We start from the raw sequence: 18,548 nt of genomic DNA, 5'->3' as shown, positions 1-18,548 counted from the left end.
GCCCCCTCAGCTCACCGCTCCCGCCCCGCCTCCTGCGCGGCCTTCTGCACCGGGCTCAGCAAGTATTCCAGCACCGAGCGGTCTCCCTGGTGGATCTCCGCGGCCACCAGCATGCCCGGCGCCAGCGCGAGCGTCTCGCCCTCGGGTGACTTCAGAGACTGCCGGTCCAGCCGCACCAGGGCGCGATAGGTCAACGCCTGCTGCGTGCCCTGCTGCTGCGTCGCGTCGGCGGCCACGTGCGTCACCTTGCCTTCGAGCAGGCCGTACTTCTGGAACTGGTAGGCCGCCACTTTCACCTGCACCTTCTGGCCAACGGCGACAAAGCCGGCGTCCTCGTTGCCCAGCAGCACTTCGGCCTGCAGCGGTTCGTTGCGCGGCACGATGTTCATCAGGAGCGCGCCCGCCTGGACGACTGCGCCGGTGGACGTGACCGTCAGGTCCTTGACGATGCCATCGGCCGGCGACCGGATCTCAAGTTGGCCTGCGCGGATGCTGGTCTTGCCCTGCTCCCCAGCGATGCGATTGAGCTGCGCCAGAGTGTCGAGGCGCTCGTTCTCCAGCGCCGAGCGGTAGCTGGAACGCACGGCTTCAAGCTTGCGTTCCTGTTGGGTGATGGCCGCCTTCAGCGCGTTGACGGACTCCATCTGCACCTGCAGTTCCTGGCTCTTCTCGACGTACTCGCGGCGGCGGTCGGCCGAAGCGAGCTGCGACACGAAGCCGGCTTTCTCGAGCTCATTGTGCTTGTCTGCGGCGGCCTGGATGATGGGCACGACCTCGCGCAGCTTCAGCACGTTCTGCTTCGCGGCGCCGAGTTCCGCGTGCGCCTTCTGCAGCGCGGCCTCGTCCTGCGCGATCGCGTCTTCATACGACTTGCGCCGGGCGCCGTACTGCGCCAGCACCTGGGCAGCCAACGCGGGACGCGAGCCGGGCGGCAGCACCAGTTGCTCGCCGGCCAGCTCGGCGCCGATGCGCAGCAGCGTCAGCCGCCGCAGTTCGGCGTCGTGGTCCAGCGAGCCAGCATCCGCTTGCGACAGCCGCGCGTCCAATCGCAGCAGGATCTGGCCAGCGCGGACAGTGTCGCCGTCCTTCACCAGCACCTCGGAGACGACCCCGGGCTCCGCCGGCTGTACGACCTTGGTGAAGCTGGCCGGCACCAGGCGGCCCGGCGCGGTGGCGACGATGTCGAGGCGTGCCCACACTGCCCACACGATCAGCGCCGCCAGCAGCGCCACCACCAGCAACAGCGCGGCCCGCGGCAGGTTCGACGGCGGGCTCTCTTGCAGCGTCAGCAGGTCCGGCGCGAAGTCGCGCGCTTCGGGGGCGAGCTGGACCACACTCATGGCTGCGACCAGGAAGGCTTGGTTTCACTCATCGCGATCGCCCCATAAAGCAGTGCGTCCGCCGACGTCGACTGGATCGGCAGAATCGGGTTGCTCGCGCCCGGTGCCTGACCAGCGATCAGGCCCGTTCCGGCCTGCAAGGCAACCCACGGATCGACGATTCCAGAACCTGTCGGCGCGGCCGCGAAAGACTGGGATGTGGTCCCCGCAAGACCGTTGGAGATGGTCCGCAAGTTGGCCTCATTCATGTCGGCGCCAAAGCTGTTGGTGCTTCGATAATAGGTGCCGTAGTCGTATGCCAAGTCGCCGCCGCGCGCCTGGGAGTCAGACCCTTCGATCAAGGCAGCCGGTAGGCTGGCCGCGATCGCCCACGACAAGCCATTGTTGGTCCCGCGAGCCTGTTCATAGGCATTGAAGAGCGCGATGAAATCGAAGGCGACGGCCTTCTTGTTGTGCATGCCGTTCGTTGAGGATGCGTTGTAGTCACCGCCTTCGGTCATGACCTGCAAGACACCCACGGTGCGATTGCTGGGCGACGCGTACCAGTCCTTCAGCAGGATCTCCTCGCCCGAACCCACGTCGATCGCCAGGTCCGAGCCTGCCTTGCGCAGCTTGATGTCCGAGTAGCGGATCCCACCGCCCAGGCTGATGGCGTCCCCAACACCGTCCCCAGCCGCGAAGGTCAGCACGTCCTTGGCGTCTCCTCGATTGAACGCAAAGATGTCGCTGCCGCTGCCCATGAGGATCGTGTCATTCCCCGCGCCAGCGGACACGAAATCGTTGCCCGCCCCCGCTTCGATGGCGTCGTTGCCGCTACCAGCATCGATCACGTCGCCTCCGGCGCCGGCGCTCACATTGTCGTTGCCCGCACCAAGCACGATCAGGTCCTGTCCGGTGCCGCTGGTCACGCTGTCGTTGCCGCTCCCGGTTGCGAAGAGGTTGTCCCCGTCGGCGTCCAGCAGCTTGTCGTTGCCATCGCCGCCGAACATGCTGTCGTTGCCGAGGCCTCCGTCGATCTCCTCGTTGCCGCCCTCTCCCGACAGCAGGTCGTTTCCATCGCCGCCAAAGAGCTTGTCGTTGCCGCCGCGAGCCGCGATCACGTCGTTGCCCCCGAGGCCGTACAGCACGTTGTTTCCCGAACTTCCGACGATCACGTTGCTTGCGTTGTTCCCGGTGCCGGTCGGGTTGCCGCCGGTCAACATGAGCAGTTCGACATGCTCGGGCAGCACGTAGCTGATCGACGAGGCCACCAGATCCAATCCCCCGCTGGCGACTTCGACAACGACATCTCCTGCGTTGTCGACGATGTAGATATCGTCGCCCGATCCACCGGTCATCGTGTCAGCGCCTTGCTTGCCATCCAGCTTGTCGGCAAGGCTTCCGCCCGTCAGCGTGTTGTTGGCAGAGGTGCCATTTACGACTTGCCCGTTGCCAACCGGAACCTCGTTCGCCCCTGCGATGGTGACCTCGAGTTGGGCGGACGCCGTCCCGCCGTATCCGTCGGTGACGGTGTAGTTCAGCATATCCGTCAGCAATTGCCCCGCATTCAGTGCTTGAACCGCAGCCAGCGCGTTGTTCAGGGTGTAGGTGTACGAGCCGCTTTGCGCCAGAACGAGCGTGCCGTACTGGCCCGCGAGGGTTCCCGCGTTCCCCACTTGCAAGGTGTCCGACGTGTCCGTATCGCTGTCGTTGGCGAGTACATTCCCGCTGGCGGTCAATTGGCCATCCTCCGTCACGGAGGCGGAATCAGCCGTCGTCGCAGGCACGTCGTTGGCACCGGTCACCGTGACTTGGATGCTCGATGTCGCCGTCGCCCCGTGGCTGTCGGTCACGGTGTAGGCAAAGCTATCACCGGCCGTCTGCCCCTGGCCCAGAGACTGGACCGCACTCGAACTGCTGTTCACCGTGTAGGTGAATGAACCGTCGGCTGCCAAAGCCAGTGCACCATAGACGCCGGCCTGAGTGCCTGGATTGGCCACCGTCAGCGTGTCACCCGCATTCGTGTCCGTATCGTTGGCCAGCGCATTGCCGGTCGCCGGAGGACCATCTTCAACCGCGGCAACGGCATCCGCCAATGCCAACGGAGCCAGATTGGTGCCTCCAATGGCGAACTCGATCGTCGAGGTCGCCGTTGCGCCGTGGTTGTCGGTGACGGTGTAACTGAAGACGTCCAGCGCCGATTGCCCGGCTGGGATTGCCGCAACTGCGGAGGGATCCAGGGCGTAGCTGTAGTTGCCGTCAGCACTCAGCGTCAAGGTTCCGTACGCGCCAGTGGACACCGCGGCAGTGCTGATACTCAGCGTATCGCCAAGGTCAATATCGCTGTCGTTACTCAACGCGTTGCCAGTGATTGGAGAGTCCCCGACCCCCGCGACTTTCTGGTCGGCGACCGCAACCGGCCCGTCGTTCACCCCGCTGATGGTGATCTCCAGGCTGGCAACGGCGGTCGCTCCGGATTCATCTTCGACGGTGTACTGGAACGTCTCGGTGACCGTCTGGCCGACACCAAGCGACTGCACAGCGGCGCTCGCGTTGGTCAGCGCATACGAATACGTCCCGTCCTCGGCGAGCACCAGCGTGCCACGGCTGCCGGATTGACTGCCCGCATTGCTCACGAAAAGGTCATCGCCCTCGTTGGCGTCCGTGTCGTTGTCCAGCACGTTGCCGGTGGTCACGGGGCCGTCCTCTACCGCGTTTGCCGCATCTTCCACTGCGACCGGCGCCGCGTTGCTGCTGCTGACGGAGAAGTCGATGCCGGCCGCGGCAGTGCCACCATGACCGTCGCTCACCGTGTAAGCGAAATGGTCGATCGCGCTTTGCCCAAGCGTCAGCGTGGCGATCTTGGCCGGGTTGACGGCGTAGCTGTACGCACCATCCGCGCCCAACGTCAGTGCGCCATATGCTCCAACCACAGTACCGACGCTCGCCACGACCAGGACGTCTCCAGCATCAATGTCCGTGTCGTTCGTGAGCACATTCCCGATGACCGGGGCGGACCCGCTGCCAACGGTCACCTGCTCGCTGACTGCCGCGGGTGTGTCATTGGCCCCCCGTACAGTGATCGCGATACTGGACGCAACGCTCGAGCCGTGGCCATCGGTCACGGAATAGGCGAAGGAATCCACGCTGGATTGACCTTCGGCCAAGGCCTGGACGGCGGCGCTTCCGTTGTTGACCGTGTAGGTATAGCCGCCGTCGGCGGCGAGTTGCAACGTGCCCAGCACGCCAACCTGTGAGCCCGGCACCGGGACGGTCAGCTCGTCGTCTTCGTTCGCGTCCGTGTCATTCGCCAGGACATTGCCCGAAATGGCCGGGCCGTCTTCACTGGCGGTTGCCGAATCGGCCACGGGTTGCGGAGGCAGGTTGGTGCCGCCAATGGTGAAGTTGAGGGTGGTGCTGGATTCGCCACCTTGACCGTCGGAGATGGTGTAGTCGAACGAGTCGTTGACCGTCTGGCCCTCCGGCAGGCCAAGCATGGCCGCCCGATCGATGACATAGCGATAGGTACCGTCCGCCTCCAGTTCGAGGGCGCCGTACGTGCCCTCGACGGTACCCACGGTCGTGACGACGAGAACATCGCCGCTGTCGGGATCGGCGTCGTTGTCCAGCACATTGCCCGTCGGGTCTGGCGCTGTTGCCGAGACCATCACGACATCTTCGACGGCCTCGGGGTCATCGTTCACCCCATGCACGGTGATGGTGAGCGTCGATCTCGCGGTTGCGTCCTCGTCGTCCTTCACGGTGTACTCGAACACATCCTCGGCGGTCTGATCGGCGCCGAGGGCGCGATAGGCATCCAGTTCAGCATCCAGAGTGAAAATGAACTCGCCATCGCCTGCGATTTCCAAGGTGCCAAAGGTCCCGTCGATGGAACCCGCGCTCGAGACCGTGATGGACGAATCGGCGTCGGCATCGGCGTCGTTGTCCAGGACGTTGCCGGTTGCTTCGCCGGATTCGGCGTCAGCGGTGTCGGCAACAGCCTCTGGCTCGTCATTGGCCCCGGCGATCTTCACCACGACCTTCGATTCGACGGGAGTGCCGCCATCCGTCACTTCGAAAATGAAGGTGTCCTCGACCTCCTCGTCGTCGCGCAACGCCTGCAGGTCGGCGTTGTCGCCGTCCAGTTCGTAGGAATAGGAACCGTCTTCCTCAAGGATCAGGGTGCCCCATTCGCCTTCAATGGTTCCAGGTTCAACGACCGTCAACTCGTCGTGTTCCGGGTCGCTGTCGTTGTCCAGGACGTTGCCTTCTAACGGCGCGAGTTCATCCTCGGATACCGCGATCAGATCGTCCATGACGACAGGCATGCCGTTCCCAGCATCAATCACGAGCACGAAGGCCTGGCTGGCCGTGGCCTTCCCGTCGTTCGCGGTGACGGAGATTTCATAGCTTCCGAGGTTGGACGCGCCCGGCTCCCCAGAGAATGTCCGCGCCACCGGGTCGAACACCAGCCAGGCCGGCAGCGAATCGCCATTGGCAAGCTGGGCCGAATAGGTCAGCGCGTCCTCGTCTTGGTCGAAGAACGCCAACTCGGGCAGGACGATTACGAGTGCCTGGCCAGCACGGCCATGCTGCTCCTGGAGCGACAAGCCGGCGGAGGGGGCGATGTTCAGGAAGTCGGGGAACGGAACATACGTTCCATCGGCAAACTCCACGCCATCGATCGCGCTCAGCGGCAGTTCTGTTCCATCGGTGGAGTGGATGAAGATGGTGTCACCCTGGAAGCCATACGCCACCAGGTAGCCCAGCCTGTCCGCCTCACGCACCTCCGTGACTGAAACGCTTTCGCGCGTGATGCCTTCCCCGAAGGTGATGGTGTTGCGCGTGCTGGCGTCGATGATCTCGTCATCGCCGTCGCCAGCGTTGAAGACGTAGTTGTCCTGTCCGTCCCCACCCTCCAGCGAGTCGTCTGCCGCACCGCCCGTGAGCACGTCATCCCCACTCTCCGCGATGAGGGAATCCTCGCCGTCGTAGCCATAGAGCCGGTCGCTCACGCCGGTGCCCAGCAGCGTGTTGGATTCTTCGTCTCCTTCGACAACGAACACCTGCTGGACCAGCTCCGCCCAACTCACGGAGCTGCCGTCCGCGAAGAGGAAAGTGTCCACCCCCTGCTGGCCAGACTCCGGGTTCAGGCGGTCGAAGCCTGTGATCTCCAGGACATCCTCGAAGTCATCGCCGAACACGATCTGGAACGTGCTGGACGACGAATCCCCGCCGCTGACAAAGCGCAGCTTGCGGGCGAGCGATTCGAGCGTGATGCCCTCGCCGAACCGCAAGCTGTTGCCGGACAGGTGATACGCCTCGTCCTCGATCAGGACATGCCCGTCGCCCCGCCGGTAGGTGTAGCTGTCGTTGCCCGCGCCACCCACCAGCTTGTCGCCACCCGTACTGGCCTCGAACAGGTCGTTGCCGTCCGAGCCGTAGACCTCGTCATGCAGCGGCGTCGCCAGCAGGGTGTCGTCGCCGGCGGTCCCGCGGGTGATCAACCCCCGTTGTTCGACCAAGTCCGCCCACGTCAGGACGGTTCCAGTGTCGGTGAACCGGATGAAGCTGATGCTGGAACTCCCCAGGGGGTCGTTGCGATCGGACCCGCCAAGAGTGACACTGCTGTCCTGCCCGATCCGGATCTCCAATTCACCCGTTGCGCCGACACCGACGTCCACGCTGTCCAGAGAGGCGTTGATGACGAGCGTGTTGTCCTGTCCCGGCGTTGCCGCATCCTCCAGGCGATCGTGGCCACTGCCCGCGCCCACGACATAGGTGTCGGCACCGCCGCCGCCCGACATCCAGTCGTCGCCCTCCAGGCCCTCGATCCGGTCGTCTCCCGCGCCGCCACCCAGCCTGTCGTCGTTGACGGAGCCGAGGATGGTGCGCGACCGGTTGAAGAGTTCCTCCATCGTCAACGTCCATTCGCCGGCGATGGACTCGATCTCTTGAATGGGCGAAGTTTCAATGACGACGCCGTCCCAGCCTTCCAGCAAGGCCGTGGAGCCCGGCCCGAATGTCAAGGACGCGAGGCCGTCGGCGATCACCAGTTCCGGCAGCTCGTCCAACTCCACAACAATGGTGTTGAAGTCGTCGCTGCTGTCGACGATGGTCTTCACGCCGTCGTCCTGGCCATTCAGGAAATAGGCGTCATCTCCGCCTTTCCCGAGCCATCGCTGGTTGCCTTGCGTTCCAAGGAAGGCATCTGAATGCTCGGTTCCAACGATCTCGCCATCACCGATGAGGAAACTGCTGCGCGGCGGCTGGACCACCACCACCTCACCGGAGTTCATCAGCTCACCGAGACTGACGGCCTCCTGCCCCTGAAACACCAGCCGCTGAACCACGCGATTCTTGGCTGGCGCGTTGTCGTCGTAGCCGTCCAAGACGATGCGGTCGCCGTCCGCGCCGCCGACCTCAATGACCAGGTCATCGCCGACCCTGGAGAAACCCAGATCGGCCAGCGTGATGCCTGCACCGAACTCCAGAGTGCCGCTGTCCGGCTGCCAAGACGGCTCTTCCCCCTCCTCAGCGGGCGCTTCCCGCTCAGCCTCCGAGAAGCCGGTCGCCGCGTCGAAGCGGGGAACGAGGCCGTCGAAGTATCCCTCCCCGGCGTGCTTGAACTCGCGATCGATGCGCAAGTGGCCATCGTTGCGGGCGTAGACATAGACGTCGCTGCCTCCACCGCCGATGGCCAGGTCGTTTCCTTTGCCGGCGACCAGCCGGTCGTCGCCCTTGCCTCCCATGAGCACGTCATCGCCCTCGCCGCCCTGGAGCAAGTCGGCTCCGCTACCGCCGTCGAGGTAGTCGGCGTCCGCGCCGCCTGCCAGCGTGTCCGCACCGGCTCCCGCCATCAGCGTTGCACCCTGATCCCCAGCCGAGAGCAGCTCGCCCGCGCGGGTGCCCAGCGACAGCTGTCCGCCGTTGATCTCTCCCGGCGTCTGGGCCATGCCGCCTTGCCAGTCGCCAGTCAGGGCATATGCCATCGCGGCATGGCCGCCCAGCAGGGGCGACGGTCCGTCAATCTCCGACTCGGAATGGGCCGCGAACAGCGCCGCGCCAGCCCCCGGTACCGCGAGCGCCCGCACGGCGAAGCCGCCGTCACCCAGGATCTTGTGGAGGTCGAACTGGCGGACCGCGCCCTCCTCGATGATCTGCACGTAGCGAATCGCTCCTCCGTCAATTTCACCCGTCTCGGGATTGGCCCACGCGAGGCGCATTTCATCCTCTGGCGAATCACTGAACGAGAAGACCAACTCGCCGCTGGCCGGATCGAAGGCCACGTCGATGCTGTCCACCGCGATGCCGCCGCCAAAGCTGAGCGCGGCAAACGGCGTTGCGGCGTACGACTCGTGCACTTGCACGTTGCCGATCCGGTCCCGACCGTCACCGCGGTTGTAGAGGTAGGCGCCGCCGACGCGGGGCACCAAGGTGTCGTCGCCCGTGCCTCCGATCAACACGGAGCCGAAGAAGCCCTCAAGCGTGTCATTGCCGGCATCGCCTGCGAGCAAGCCGTCACTGCGAATCTCGTCGTCGTTGTCGCGTCCACGGACGATGTCATAGGAATTGGCGTGAATGACATCGTCCGCCTGCGTACCCATGATCAGAGCTTCGGTGTCCTGGGGGTCAGCCAGATCGCGCAGCTGCGAGAACGTCAGCACATTGCCATTGGCGAACCGAAGGCTGAAGTCCGGCGGCGGATCGGAGTCGATCGTGATCCCCGTGGGAAGCACCACGCGCAGCGCATCGTTCTGGCCGAACCCGACCACCATGAAGCTGTCGCCGTGGTTGTGGACCCACTGCACTGACAAGTCCGCGATCAACAAGCTCTCGCCTAGTTCGACCACGGCGGAGCCTTCGGCTGCCAGTTCCACCGTATCGAGGGCGCCGCCGCGCTCGTAACGGATCACGTCATCCCCACCGCCCGGGCGGATCAGGTCGCGGCCCGCGCCGCCTTCCAGCGTATCGCCACCCAGGGCGCCTTCAAGCGTGTCGGCGCCCGTGCCGCCCAGAAGCATGTCGTCGCCGTCGCCGGCCGCCAGCCAATCGGCGCCTTCACCTCCGTCCAGACGGTCGTCGCCATCGCCGCCACGCAGGTCGTCGTCGCCCAGGCCGCCTTCCAGCGTGTCATGCCCAGCGCCTGCCTCCAGCGTGTCGCGGCCTTCGTTGCCTTGGAGCAAGTCGTTTCCGCCGAAGCCGGTGATGCTGCTCGCCTTGTGCGTGCCGCTGAGGATGTCGTCGTCCTCCGACCCCAGCAACACCTCCTCTTCCTCGGTGGTCACCAGACCCAGAATGTCGTTGTAGGAAAGTGCAACGCCGCCCACCTCGAAGGTTTCAATGCTGTTCGCCCGGATGCGAATCTCGTCCTCGGTCCCCGCCAGGCTGATGATTAGCGCGCCTTCATCCAGCGTGACCGCCAAGTCCTGCGCCACGATGCCCTCACCGAAGCGCAGTGTGTTCCGCCCGCCTTCGTCGGTGATGGTGTCCCGGCCGTCGCCTCGATTGAACAGGAAAACGGTGTCCTCATACCCGCCGTGCAGCGAATCGTCGCCCAGACCGCCTTGCAGGGTGGCCGGGTTCAGCACGCTGGCGATGCGGTCGTTCCCGCTGGTGAATGCGATCGCCTTGGCATGCACATCATTCAGCGACCAGACCAGCCCGTCGTGGAACCTGACCTCTCGGATCAGGCCGAAGCCTTCGACGCCCGCGCGATAGGGCGCCTCAAAGACGATGGCGTCCTGCGTGTCGAGGATGGTGAACACGGCCGCCTGCCCCACTCGGCGAACCTGCACGTCGGCAGCCGTGACGCCCTCCTTGAACTCCAGGGCGAAGCTACCTTCCAGGTGCGACGCCAGCACGCGGTCCCGGCCATCCCCGCGGCCAAAGCGGATGGTGTCCGTGCCGATCGCGCCGGCGATCACGTCATCGCCGGCACCCCCGTCGATCACTTCATCGGCCGAGTACCCCGCCAGGGTGTCCGCGCCGGTCCCCCCGAGCAGGCTGCGGCTGAGCATCTCCGCCGGTTCCCAGACGGTACCGTCGGCAAAGCGGATTTCCTTGACGCTGAACTGCTGCGCCTGCGGCGCGGTCTCGCCGCCTGCGCCAACCGCGAACTGCTGGATGGTGAAGCTGTCCTGCGTGTCCTTGATGACAACACGCAGGTCGGCGCCGTCTCGCACCAGTTGCACGTCGCCAGGGGCGACGCCATCTTTCAGCTGCAGCACGTTGTTGCCACGGGAAACCTGGCGGGCCAGAACCTCCGCATTTCGCACCTGCAAGACGCCCCAGTCGCCGTCGAAGACCAGCGTGTCGCTTCCGTCGCCGCGGCCAAAGCGGATGATGTCCGCGCCCCGGCCTGCTTCGATCACGTCGTTGCCGGCGCCTGCGTCCAGGTCGTCGTCGCCCTCGTCACCAAACAGGCGGTCGTTGCCCGTCCCGCCGCGCAGCGTGTCGTTGCCGTGGTCGCCTGTCAGCAGGTCGTCGCCGCCGCGGCCTTCGAGCAGGTTGTCCTGGAGGTCGCCCTGGATTTCGTCCGCCTGCTCGGTGCCGCTCCAGGCGGTGCGCGCGATCTGATCCAGGTCCCATGAACTTCCGTCGGCGAACTCGAAGCGTTCGATGGCGTACAGGCGCGTCAGGACGGTCGATTCGTGTGCGTACAAGCCGAAGAAGTTGTGGATGGTGACTCGGTCGTCCGTGTCTTTGATGCGCACCACCAGATGCTTGCCGCGTTGCGTCAGGACCAGGTCGCCCGGCGTGATGCCTTGCTTGAAGCGCAGCACGTCCTCGGAGGTTCCTGTGTCGATGTCGACAATGGTGTCGCGGCCATCGCCGCGGCCGAAGAGGTAGAGGTCGGGGTCGTTCCTCGCCGAAATGGGTTCGTCCGTGTCAGTCGCACGGCTGGAGCCCCAAAGCGTGTCGTCTCCGGCGCCTCCCTCCATCGTGTCGGGGCCCTTGTTGCCGACGATCAGGTCGTTGCCCAGTCCACCGGCCAAGCGCTCGGTCAGGTCGTCCAGGTGGGTGCCCACCAGCACGTCGTCGCCGTCCGTGGGCAGTGAGGTCATGCGGCGCATGGCGTCCTCGCGGTCCCAGTGCGTGCCGTCGGCGAAGACGAAGGTCGTGGGGACCGCGCCGGACCGCACGTCCAGCGTCTCCCCGGTGTCACGGATCGTCAGGCGCACCACGTCGTAGTCGCGGTGGTCGGGAAGTGACGGGGCTACATCCTGCGGGTTCAGCCCTCGTAGGATCACCGTGCTTCTGCCGGCGGCATCGTAGTAGTGATCGTTGTCGACAATGGCGTCGTTGCCGTCCCCGCGGCCCCAGAAGTAGGCATCGCTCCCGTGCTCGCCGTACAGGGTGTCGCTGCCCGCACCCCCAACCAGTTGGTCGTCTCCGGTGCCGCCGGCCAGGGTGTCCGCGCCTGCCCCGCCGATCAGCACGTCGTTGCCGTCGCGGCCAAGAATGACGTCGTCACCGGCTCCGCCAATCAGCCCCTCGGACTTGCCCCAGGTTGCGCCGCCATAGCTGTAGCCCACGCGTGCGAGCGCGGCCTCCTGCTCAGCGTTGAGAGAAACTCCCTGCAGCAAGTCCGCCAGCCGGGCCGCGCCGTCCCAGCCACCCCAGGCCTCCAGCCCGACGCCTTGCATGAAGCGGGTGAATTCGGCCAGGTTCACGGCAGCCTGCGCTGGATTGCTCTGCGCCTCCGCGTCGAAGGCCGCATGCAGGCTTGCGAGGTTCATGCGAATGCCGCTTTCGTCCGCCTCGATACTCACGTCCTGCAGATATCTCGCACCCGCGGTCTGCTGGTACAGAGTCCTGTAGACATCTTCCTGTAGGGTGTCGTACGCCCTGTTTAAGTGGACGGCGGGCACCGGTGGAATCTGGATCTGCGCCACCACGGTGCCGTTCCAGGGGTCGTATTGCTTCGGCTGGACGAAAAAGACATTGTCAAGGACAGACAAGCCAGTGAAGCGCTCCAGTACGCCCGCGCGACGGCCCAATTCGCCGCCATGCATGAAGAACATGTCGGCTGCGTCGTAGCGCCAAGCAATGTCTTGATACCAGATCTCGTTCTGGCCGACGTAGATCAGTTCACGTTCGCCCCGGATGATTCCCAGCTCCCGCATGATGGGCATCAACAGGCTGACGTTGGGTTGCCCCGATGCGGTCTGCATGGCGCGCCAGTCCACCCCGGCCGCGTCCAGTTGGGCCCCGAAATGGCTCTCGAACAGGCTGGTGGTGAGCTCGGTACTGTCGTAGATGAACTGCAGCCGCTCGCCCGCATGGCCGCTGCGCCCATGCGCGACGCGCGCCGACGTCGCCGCCCAAGTATTGATCACTGAGTCCAGCAGCGTTTGGCGACCCTGTGCCGTACCGGCGGCATTGAATGCGTTCACTTGCGCTTGCAGCGCCTCAGCCTTTCCGTTGCCCAGACTCATGGCTTCGCGCAAATCGCGCACCACGCCGGAGCCGCCCATCTCAGGCATTTCCGCCGCGGTTTCGCTGATGGGTATGTTGTCCGTAAACTCGCGACGGAAGGGGGTGCCGGCGAGATTGACATTGCGCACTTCCTTGGAGGCGCCGTCTTGGATGAAGGTGGACCTGCCCTGTGTGTCATAGGTCAGGCTGATCCCGGTGATGCTCAACTCATCGAGTGACTTCAGTTCTCCGGCCTGGGCTTGACCGTCCTGATTGGCGTCCTGCCACACGCGCAGTTCGGCGAAACTTGCGTCGCTTGACGTGATCCGCAGATCGTCTCCATGGCTGTCCAGCGCGCGCAGGGCCATGAAGCCGTGGCTGGCGGTGCTGCCATTGGGCAGCTTCGTGCCATCGCCGAAGAGTTCTCGGCCGGTGTCAATGGTGCCATTGCCGTCGATGTCTCGCGCGAGAAAGCCATCGTCGGGTTTGACCCACTGGCTGCCGGTCTTGAGCTGGTCGGCGTTGCCGTCGAAGAGGACGGTGTCGTTCCCGCTGGTCAGTTCCACCCCGTCGCCGTCCAGGTCCAGCACGAGCGGGTCGCCGGGACGGACCCATCCAAGAGCTCGGATGATGTCGTCGATGATGGTGGTGCTCGGGACATCGCGACTGGGCTGGGGCGGAATCGGTGGGCGCGGTCGTTCCTCACTGTCATCGAGGTGGATGCCGAGGTAAGTGCCCGTACGCGCCATCTCGAAGTCGAAGTCCTCGATCAGCGTCCGGTTGGCGTTGTCTGCGTCCCTGGTGACAACCAGGGTACTGCCACTACGGGCATAGATGGCGCGGCCGTCAGAGGAGATCCAGGTGTTGGCTGAGGCTCCGCGGCCCCCAGTGAAGACGTAGTGGTCACTTGTTCGCACAGCGCCTTCGCCGGTGGCGTCATCGCGAACGGTGTCAATTCCGTTGCCAACTATGTATACGTCGTAGTCCGTTGCCGGGTGGGCGGCCGAAGGCTGAGTAGACTTGCCTCTTAGGAAGTCGTTTCCGGCGCCGCCGTCTAATAGATCATCGCCGTCCCCACCAAACAGAAAATCTGATCCGTGCCCACCGAAGACTCTATCGTTCCCTTGATCCCCGTCGAGTAAGTCGTCCCCATCGCCACCATAGATTCGATCGTCTCCGCTCCCACCGTTCATGACTGCATCGTCAAGGAAGTCAAAGAACACTGGTCGAGAGAATAACGGACGGGCGCGTAGATCAATATCGTCGTTGTAGCTGCCTACAAAGTAGTCGTAGCGATCAGATGCCGCCCTCCACCCGGGGTTGAGGGCTGCGTCACTTCCGACCCGGTATACGTCAGAGCCTGTCAGCTGGTAGTAATCGTTGAACCAGTCATTCGTCTGGCTGATCATTTCCGATTGGTCAGTGTGCGTCGCTCCGACAGGACTTAAGAGATTCTGAAATGCTTCTCCCGGATTAGCCCTTGCGGCCAGAATACCAGCCATTTCGGCAGCCTGCAACGACGCCACGAGATCGTATGTGCCAGTTGCGTACTTAGCCAGTTTGCTTTGGGTTGCTCCGTTCTCTCCAATGATAGGAATATTCGCTATTACCTGCTCGTCCTCGAGTAGCAAGTCTCTATAGAAGCTCGGTTCCCCCAAGAACGGAAACAGCAGCGTCCCGGCCCAAGGCGCATACTCCTCGGTGACGTGCCTGAACACGCCGCTCGCGGCGGCTCCAGCGTCAATCGCGCCGAGGCCGCTGATCGCTGGAAGATTCCCCGTCGCAGTAATGTCCGTTAACAAGTTCAGAGCGATCTGATTGGAGGCAAGACTGCCCAGTTGATCGACGGTAACCTCTCTCTCCGGCAAGTCTCGCAGATCAAATTGAATGCTTGTGTATTGCCGAATGAACTCCGCGGCGAATCCGACCCCAGCGTTTACTCCTTCTGCTCCCCGAATCCAGGCCCAGACATTCGGGACCACGCCTTCCTTGGGCTGCTTTACTCCTGCACTGTTCTCTTCGCTGATCATCTCCAATATCGCTCGGTATCCGTCGCCTCCCAGGCCCAGCTCGTATAGGCGGGAAGAGTCCAGTGCATCGCTCAGCTCATCGCGAAGCGCCGCCAGAGTTGCCAACTCAGCGACCGTGAAGGTGTAGCCCCCTTCACCTCGAGCGTACGAGACAGTCTTGGTCATTGTTTGGCTCTTTACTTTCTTGTCCAGAGGTACGACGGAACGTATGCAGCGTGGATGCGGTCAATTTGCCCTTTGAGGAAAGGAGCTATGTGCTTGATCTCGTTTGGAAAAATCCGGAACGAGTTGAGCAGTCGAACTGCGCCGAGAAGATCAACTTCACTCTGTACAACCTGCCCATTTATACTTGGATCAACTTGGGAGGCGATATCGCTCCTTAGAAGCAAATGCAGATCCGTCACGCTTGTTTTTGCTGGATATAGAAGAGAACCAGGAATTTTCAACGCCCTGCTCAGGCGATAGTTGTCAAATGACCCTCTCTGTAGAAGACATTCAGTGATATCGGCGTCCAGAGTGCGGCACTGGGTCTGTTTTTCGAAGCGCAGGCGATAGCTGCGTTCGCGTGAATCCCGCAAGTGGTGATCTGACATCGCAAAGTGGCCATGCACCCAAGCGGCATCACTGCTGATATTCAGGGGTCGGCCAACTAGACGCCGGAACGACTCTTCGGTGAACGCCCTCATGTATGGCACGCTACCACCACGAAGAGGATTTCCAAAGCAGCCCTCGGGCTCTTGTGGCATGGGAGCCGGGGGCACATTCATGTAGCCTGGAATGGGGATTCCGTTCTCTCCGTTGCGGCCAGTTCTCGGATATAGGGGAATATCCGCGCGGTACAAGAACCGAAAGACCTTGTCGCGTGCCGCCCAGTAGACGTATCGCTTGTCACCCGAAGTGCATTTCTCTGGGTCGAAAGGCGCATGTCGTTGGGCGTTCATGTTGGAGGGCTGTCCTGAGGCGAACATTGGGGCTGTCGACAAAATCGTGATCGCGAAAAACCACCTGATGGGTCGGCGAAACGATCGCGGAATGAGCGCAAGCAAAACATTTGGCTTGAGGTAGGTGCGCATAGTCAAATCTCTATGTTCACGAGGGTTTAGGCTTTTCTGCCAGAGTCGTGTTGAATTAGTTGGAACTGGTGTGCGTCTCCAGGGCCGATCCTCAGCACTGCATCTACTTTCAAGCTACGCGGCAACGCGTGCGAAATGAAAATCATCGTCACCTTCCCCTTGAGCTGGTTGATCGTTTTTTCGAACCCTTCCGCCGTCTCCGCGTCCAGCGCGCTGGTCGCCTCATCGAAGATCAGAATCCGCGGCTGCTTCAGCAACGCCCGGGCAATCGCCAGCCGCTGCTTCTGCCCGCCGGACAAGCCCACCCCTCGTTCTCCAATTTCTGTCTGATACCCCTGCGGCAATGCCTCGATGACTTCATGTACGCCCGCCATCTGGCAGGCGATCGCCACCTGATCAAATGTCGCGTTCGGATTCCCTGCCTGCAGGTTCGCCAGGATCGTCCCGCTGAACAGAATCGTCTCCTGCGGCACCACACCGAACCACGCCCGCAATTCATTGGCGCTGTAGTTGCGGATGTCGATCCCATCGATCTTGATGCTGCCCTGAGTCGGTGGGTAGAAGCCCAGTAGCAACTTGGCCAACGTGCTCTTGCCCGTCCCGCTCGGCCCCATGATGGCTACGGTGTGCCCCGGCTCCAGCCGCAGGTCCAGACGGCTGTACAGCATGGGCCGGTCCTCGCCGTAACGGAAGCCCAAGCCTTCGATCTCCAACAGCCCCTTCCCGTCGTTCTGCCGCTGCGGCATCAGGCTGTAAGGCTCCACGGGCGCGTTCATCACGTCACCCAGTCGCTTCACACTCAGGCTGGCCTGCTGGAACTGCGTCCACAGCCCCACGATGCGCAGCACCGGCTGGCTCAGTTTGCCGGCGAACATCTGGAAGGCCACCAGCATGCCCACGGTGAAGCGCGGGTCGGTCATCACCGTCCAGGCGCCCACGATCAAAATCAACAGCGTCAGCGCCTGCTCCATCGCCTGGGCGAAGGTGTTGTAGGTGTTGCCGATCTGCTTCGTTCTGAAACCGCTGGCGAGGAATGTGGCCAGATAGCCGCTGTAGCGCTGGCGCAGCTGCGGCTCCATCTGCAGCGTCTTCACCGTCTCGAAGCCGGCAATGTGTTCGGTGATGAAGGCCTGGTTGCGCGCGCCCAGCAGGAACTGGTCATTCAGCTGCTTCTGGAAGATGGGCGCCATGACCAGGCTGGCAATGGCGATGATGGCGAGGATGCCCAGGCAGATCAGCGTGAGCGTCACGCTGTACCAGAACATCACGCCCAGGCAGATCACCAGGAAGGGCAGGTCCAGCACCAGGCTGACCGCGGCGCCCGAGACGAACTCCCGGATGTTCTCCACGGCGTGCATGCGCGCGGCCACCACTCCCGTGGGCCGGTGGTGGAAGTAGCTGGGCGAGAGCTTCAGCAGGTGCTCCCACACGGCCGCGCCCAGCACGGCGTCGACGCGGTTGCCGGTGTGCATGACCAGGTATTGCCGGCCCCAGGTCAGCACCGCGTTGAACGCGACGAAGATGCCCATGACCACGCCGATGGCGATTAAGGTGCTCTGCGTACGGTGCACCACCACCTTGTCGACGATTGCCTGGGTGAACAGAGGCGTGGCCAGCGCCACGATCTGCAGCGCCAGCGAGGCCCAGAGCACGTCGCGCCACACCTTGCGGTGGCGCAGCAGCTCGGGCACAAACCACTTGAAGCCGAAGCGGCGGCTGACACCGGCGGTGCGGGTTTCTTCGGCATCGGCGTCGGAGGCTTCTTCCACCTCCGGGGCCAGCATCCACGCGGGGCCGGCCAAGCGGGCGTCGAGCTGGGTTTGGTCCAGCGTCAGCGGGGTGTTGGTGCCGGCTTCGAAGAAGACCAGCTGGCCGTTGGCGGCGGCGGTGACCAAGCCCAGGCGCAGCGTCGGCGGGGGTTCGGTCTGCTCCGGGGTGGGCGGCAGCGCTTTCACTGCGACCAGCAAGGGCATCGGCAACTGGGCCAGACGGGCGGCCGAAGCCTCAATGGTTTTGGTGCGGAACCCGAGCTTGCGCGCGGCTTGGATCAGGGCGGATTCAGTGCCAACACCCGGGAACTCACGCGCCAGCATGTCCGGCGAAAAGGGACGGCGGTGCAGGGCCGACACGCTGCCCAGCGCCCACAACAAATCGGCCTGGGGAAACGTCCCCGGCCCTCGTCCAGTTTCCGGACGATCCCCCCCCTGCTTAAACACGAAGCGCCCCTCGCTGGATTCCGATACACATTCTTACGCGTTGCGCCCGAAAAACCTAGTACTTAAGGGCCTTGTTACAGCTCGACTGTAGTATTTTGCGCGCTACTACGTTTTGGCGATGACTTTCCCGGGCTCAAGTGCCTCTGGCGACATTGCGAGAGCGTGGCCTGGCGAATGCCGGACGCGGCCTCGCCGAGCGGCCACGCCGCCGTCTGCTTCAAATGCGAAACCAGTCATCCGCATGCAAGACCAAGGCGCGGTGATCTTGTGCATAGGGCATTGCCCGGTCCAGGCAGTGCCCAAGGGCAGAGGTACTGTAAATCCGCAGGTCCCTGTCGAGCCCTGGTCGGAGCCATAGATGGGCAAGGGGGTACCCTTTTAGCGCAGTGCTGGGGCGGAGCCCGAAGTGGCCTGCCCGATGCGTGCGCGACACAGGAAGCCCACCCGACCATGCCGCCGTGCTTCCGGAGATCGAAGTGGAAGCCCCAA

Annotated in this window: 4 protein-coding genes; all 4 read right to left on the bottom strand. The window is 63.6% G+C overall.

The window, feature by feature from the left end:
- Positions 1-11 precede the first annotated feature (11 nt).
- Genes FN976_RS25700 through FN976_RS25685 form a run of 4 tightly spaced genes read right to left on the bottom strand, consistent with a single transcriptional unit; the run spans position 12 to position 17,972 of the window.
- Positions 12-1,340, bottom strand: a complete 1,329-nt coding sequence (locus tag FN976_RS25700) for an HlyD family type I secretion periplasmic adaptor subunit (RefSeq protein WP_145896325.1) — start codon at positions 1,338-1,340, stop codon at positions 12-14.
- Positions 1,337-14,935 (bottom strand): cadherin-like domain-containing protein, encoded by a 13,599-nt coding sequence (locus FN976_RS29590; protein WP_145896323.1) that lies wholly within the window; start codon positions 14,933-14,935, stop codon positions 1,337-1,339. The genes FN976_RS25700 and FN976_RS29590 overlap by 4 nt, the downstream gene beginning before the upstream one ends.
- Positions 14,936-14,946: 11 nt before the next feature.
- Entirely contained in the window at positions 14,947-15,843 is an 897-nt protein-coding gene (locus FN976_RS25690; RefSeq protein WP_145896321.1) for a hypothetical protein, read from the bottom strand.
- A 26-nt stretch (positions 15,844-15,869) separates the two neighbouring features.
- Positions 15,870-17,972 carry a peptidase domain-containing ABC transporter gene (locus FN976_RS25685; RefSeq protein ID WP_255440847.1) on the bottom strand — a complete coding sequence of 701 codons (2,103 nt, stop codon included), beginning with the start codon at positions 17,970-17,972 and terminating at the stop codon, positions 15,870-15,872.
- Positions 17,973-18,548 lie beyond the last annotated feature (576 nt).

The organism is Caenimonas sedimenti, from assembly GCF_007833165.1.
GTDB lineage: Bacteria > Pseudomonadota > Gammaproteobacteria > Burkholderiales > Burkholderiaceae_C > Ramlibacter > Ramlibacter sedimenti.
This window is presented reverse-complemented; position numbering and strand designations above follow the sequence as displayed.

What these genes read in the sequence shown, in the direction of transcription:
- FN976_RS29590 (WP_145896323.1), bottom strand. Translation starts at nt 14,935, where the DNA reads ATGACCAAGACTGTCTCGTACGCTCGAGGTGAAGGGGGCTACACCTTC.
- FN976_RS25700 (WP_145896325.1), bottom strand. Translation starts at nt 1,340, where the DNA reads ATGAGTGTGGTCCAGCTCGCCCCCGAAGCGCGCGACTTCGCGCCGGAC.
- FN976_RS25690 (WP_145896321.1), bottom strand. Translation starts at nt 15,843, where the DNA reads ATGCGCACCTACCTCAAGCCAAATGTTTTGCTTGCGCTCATTCCGCGA.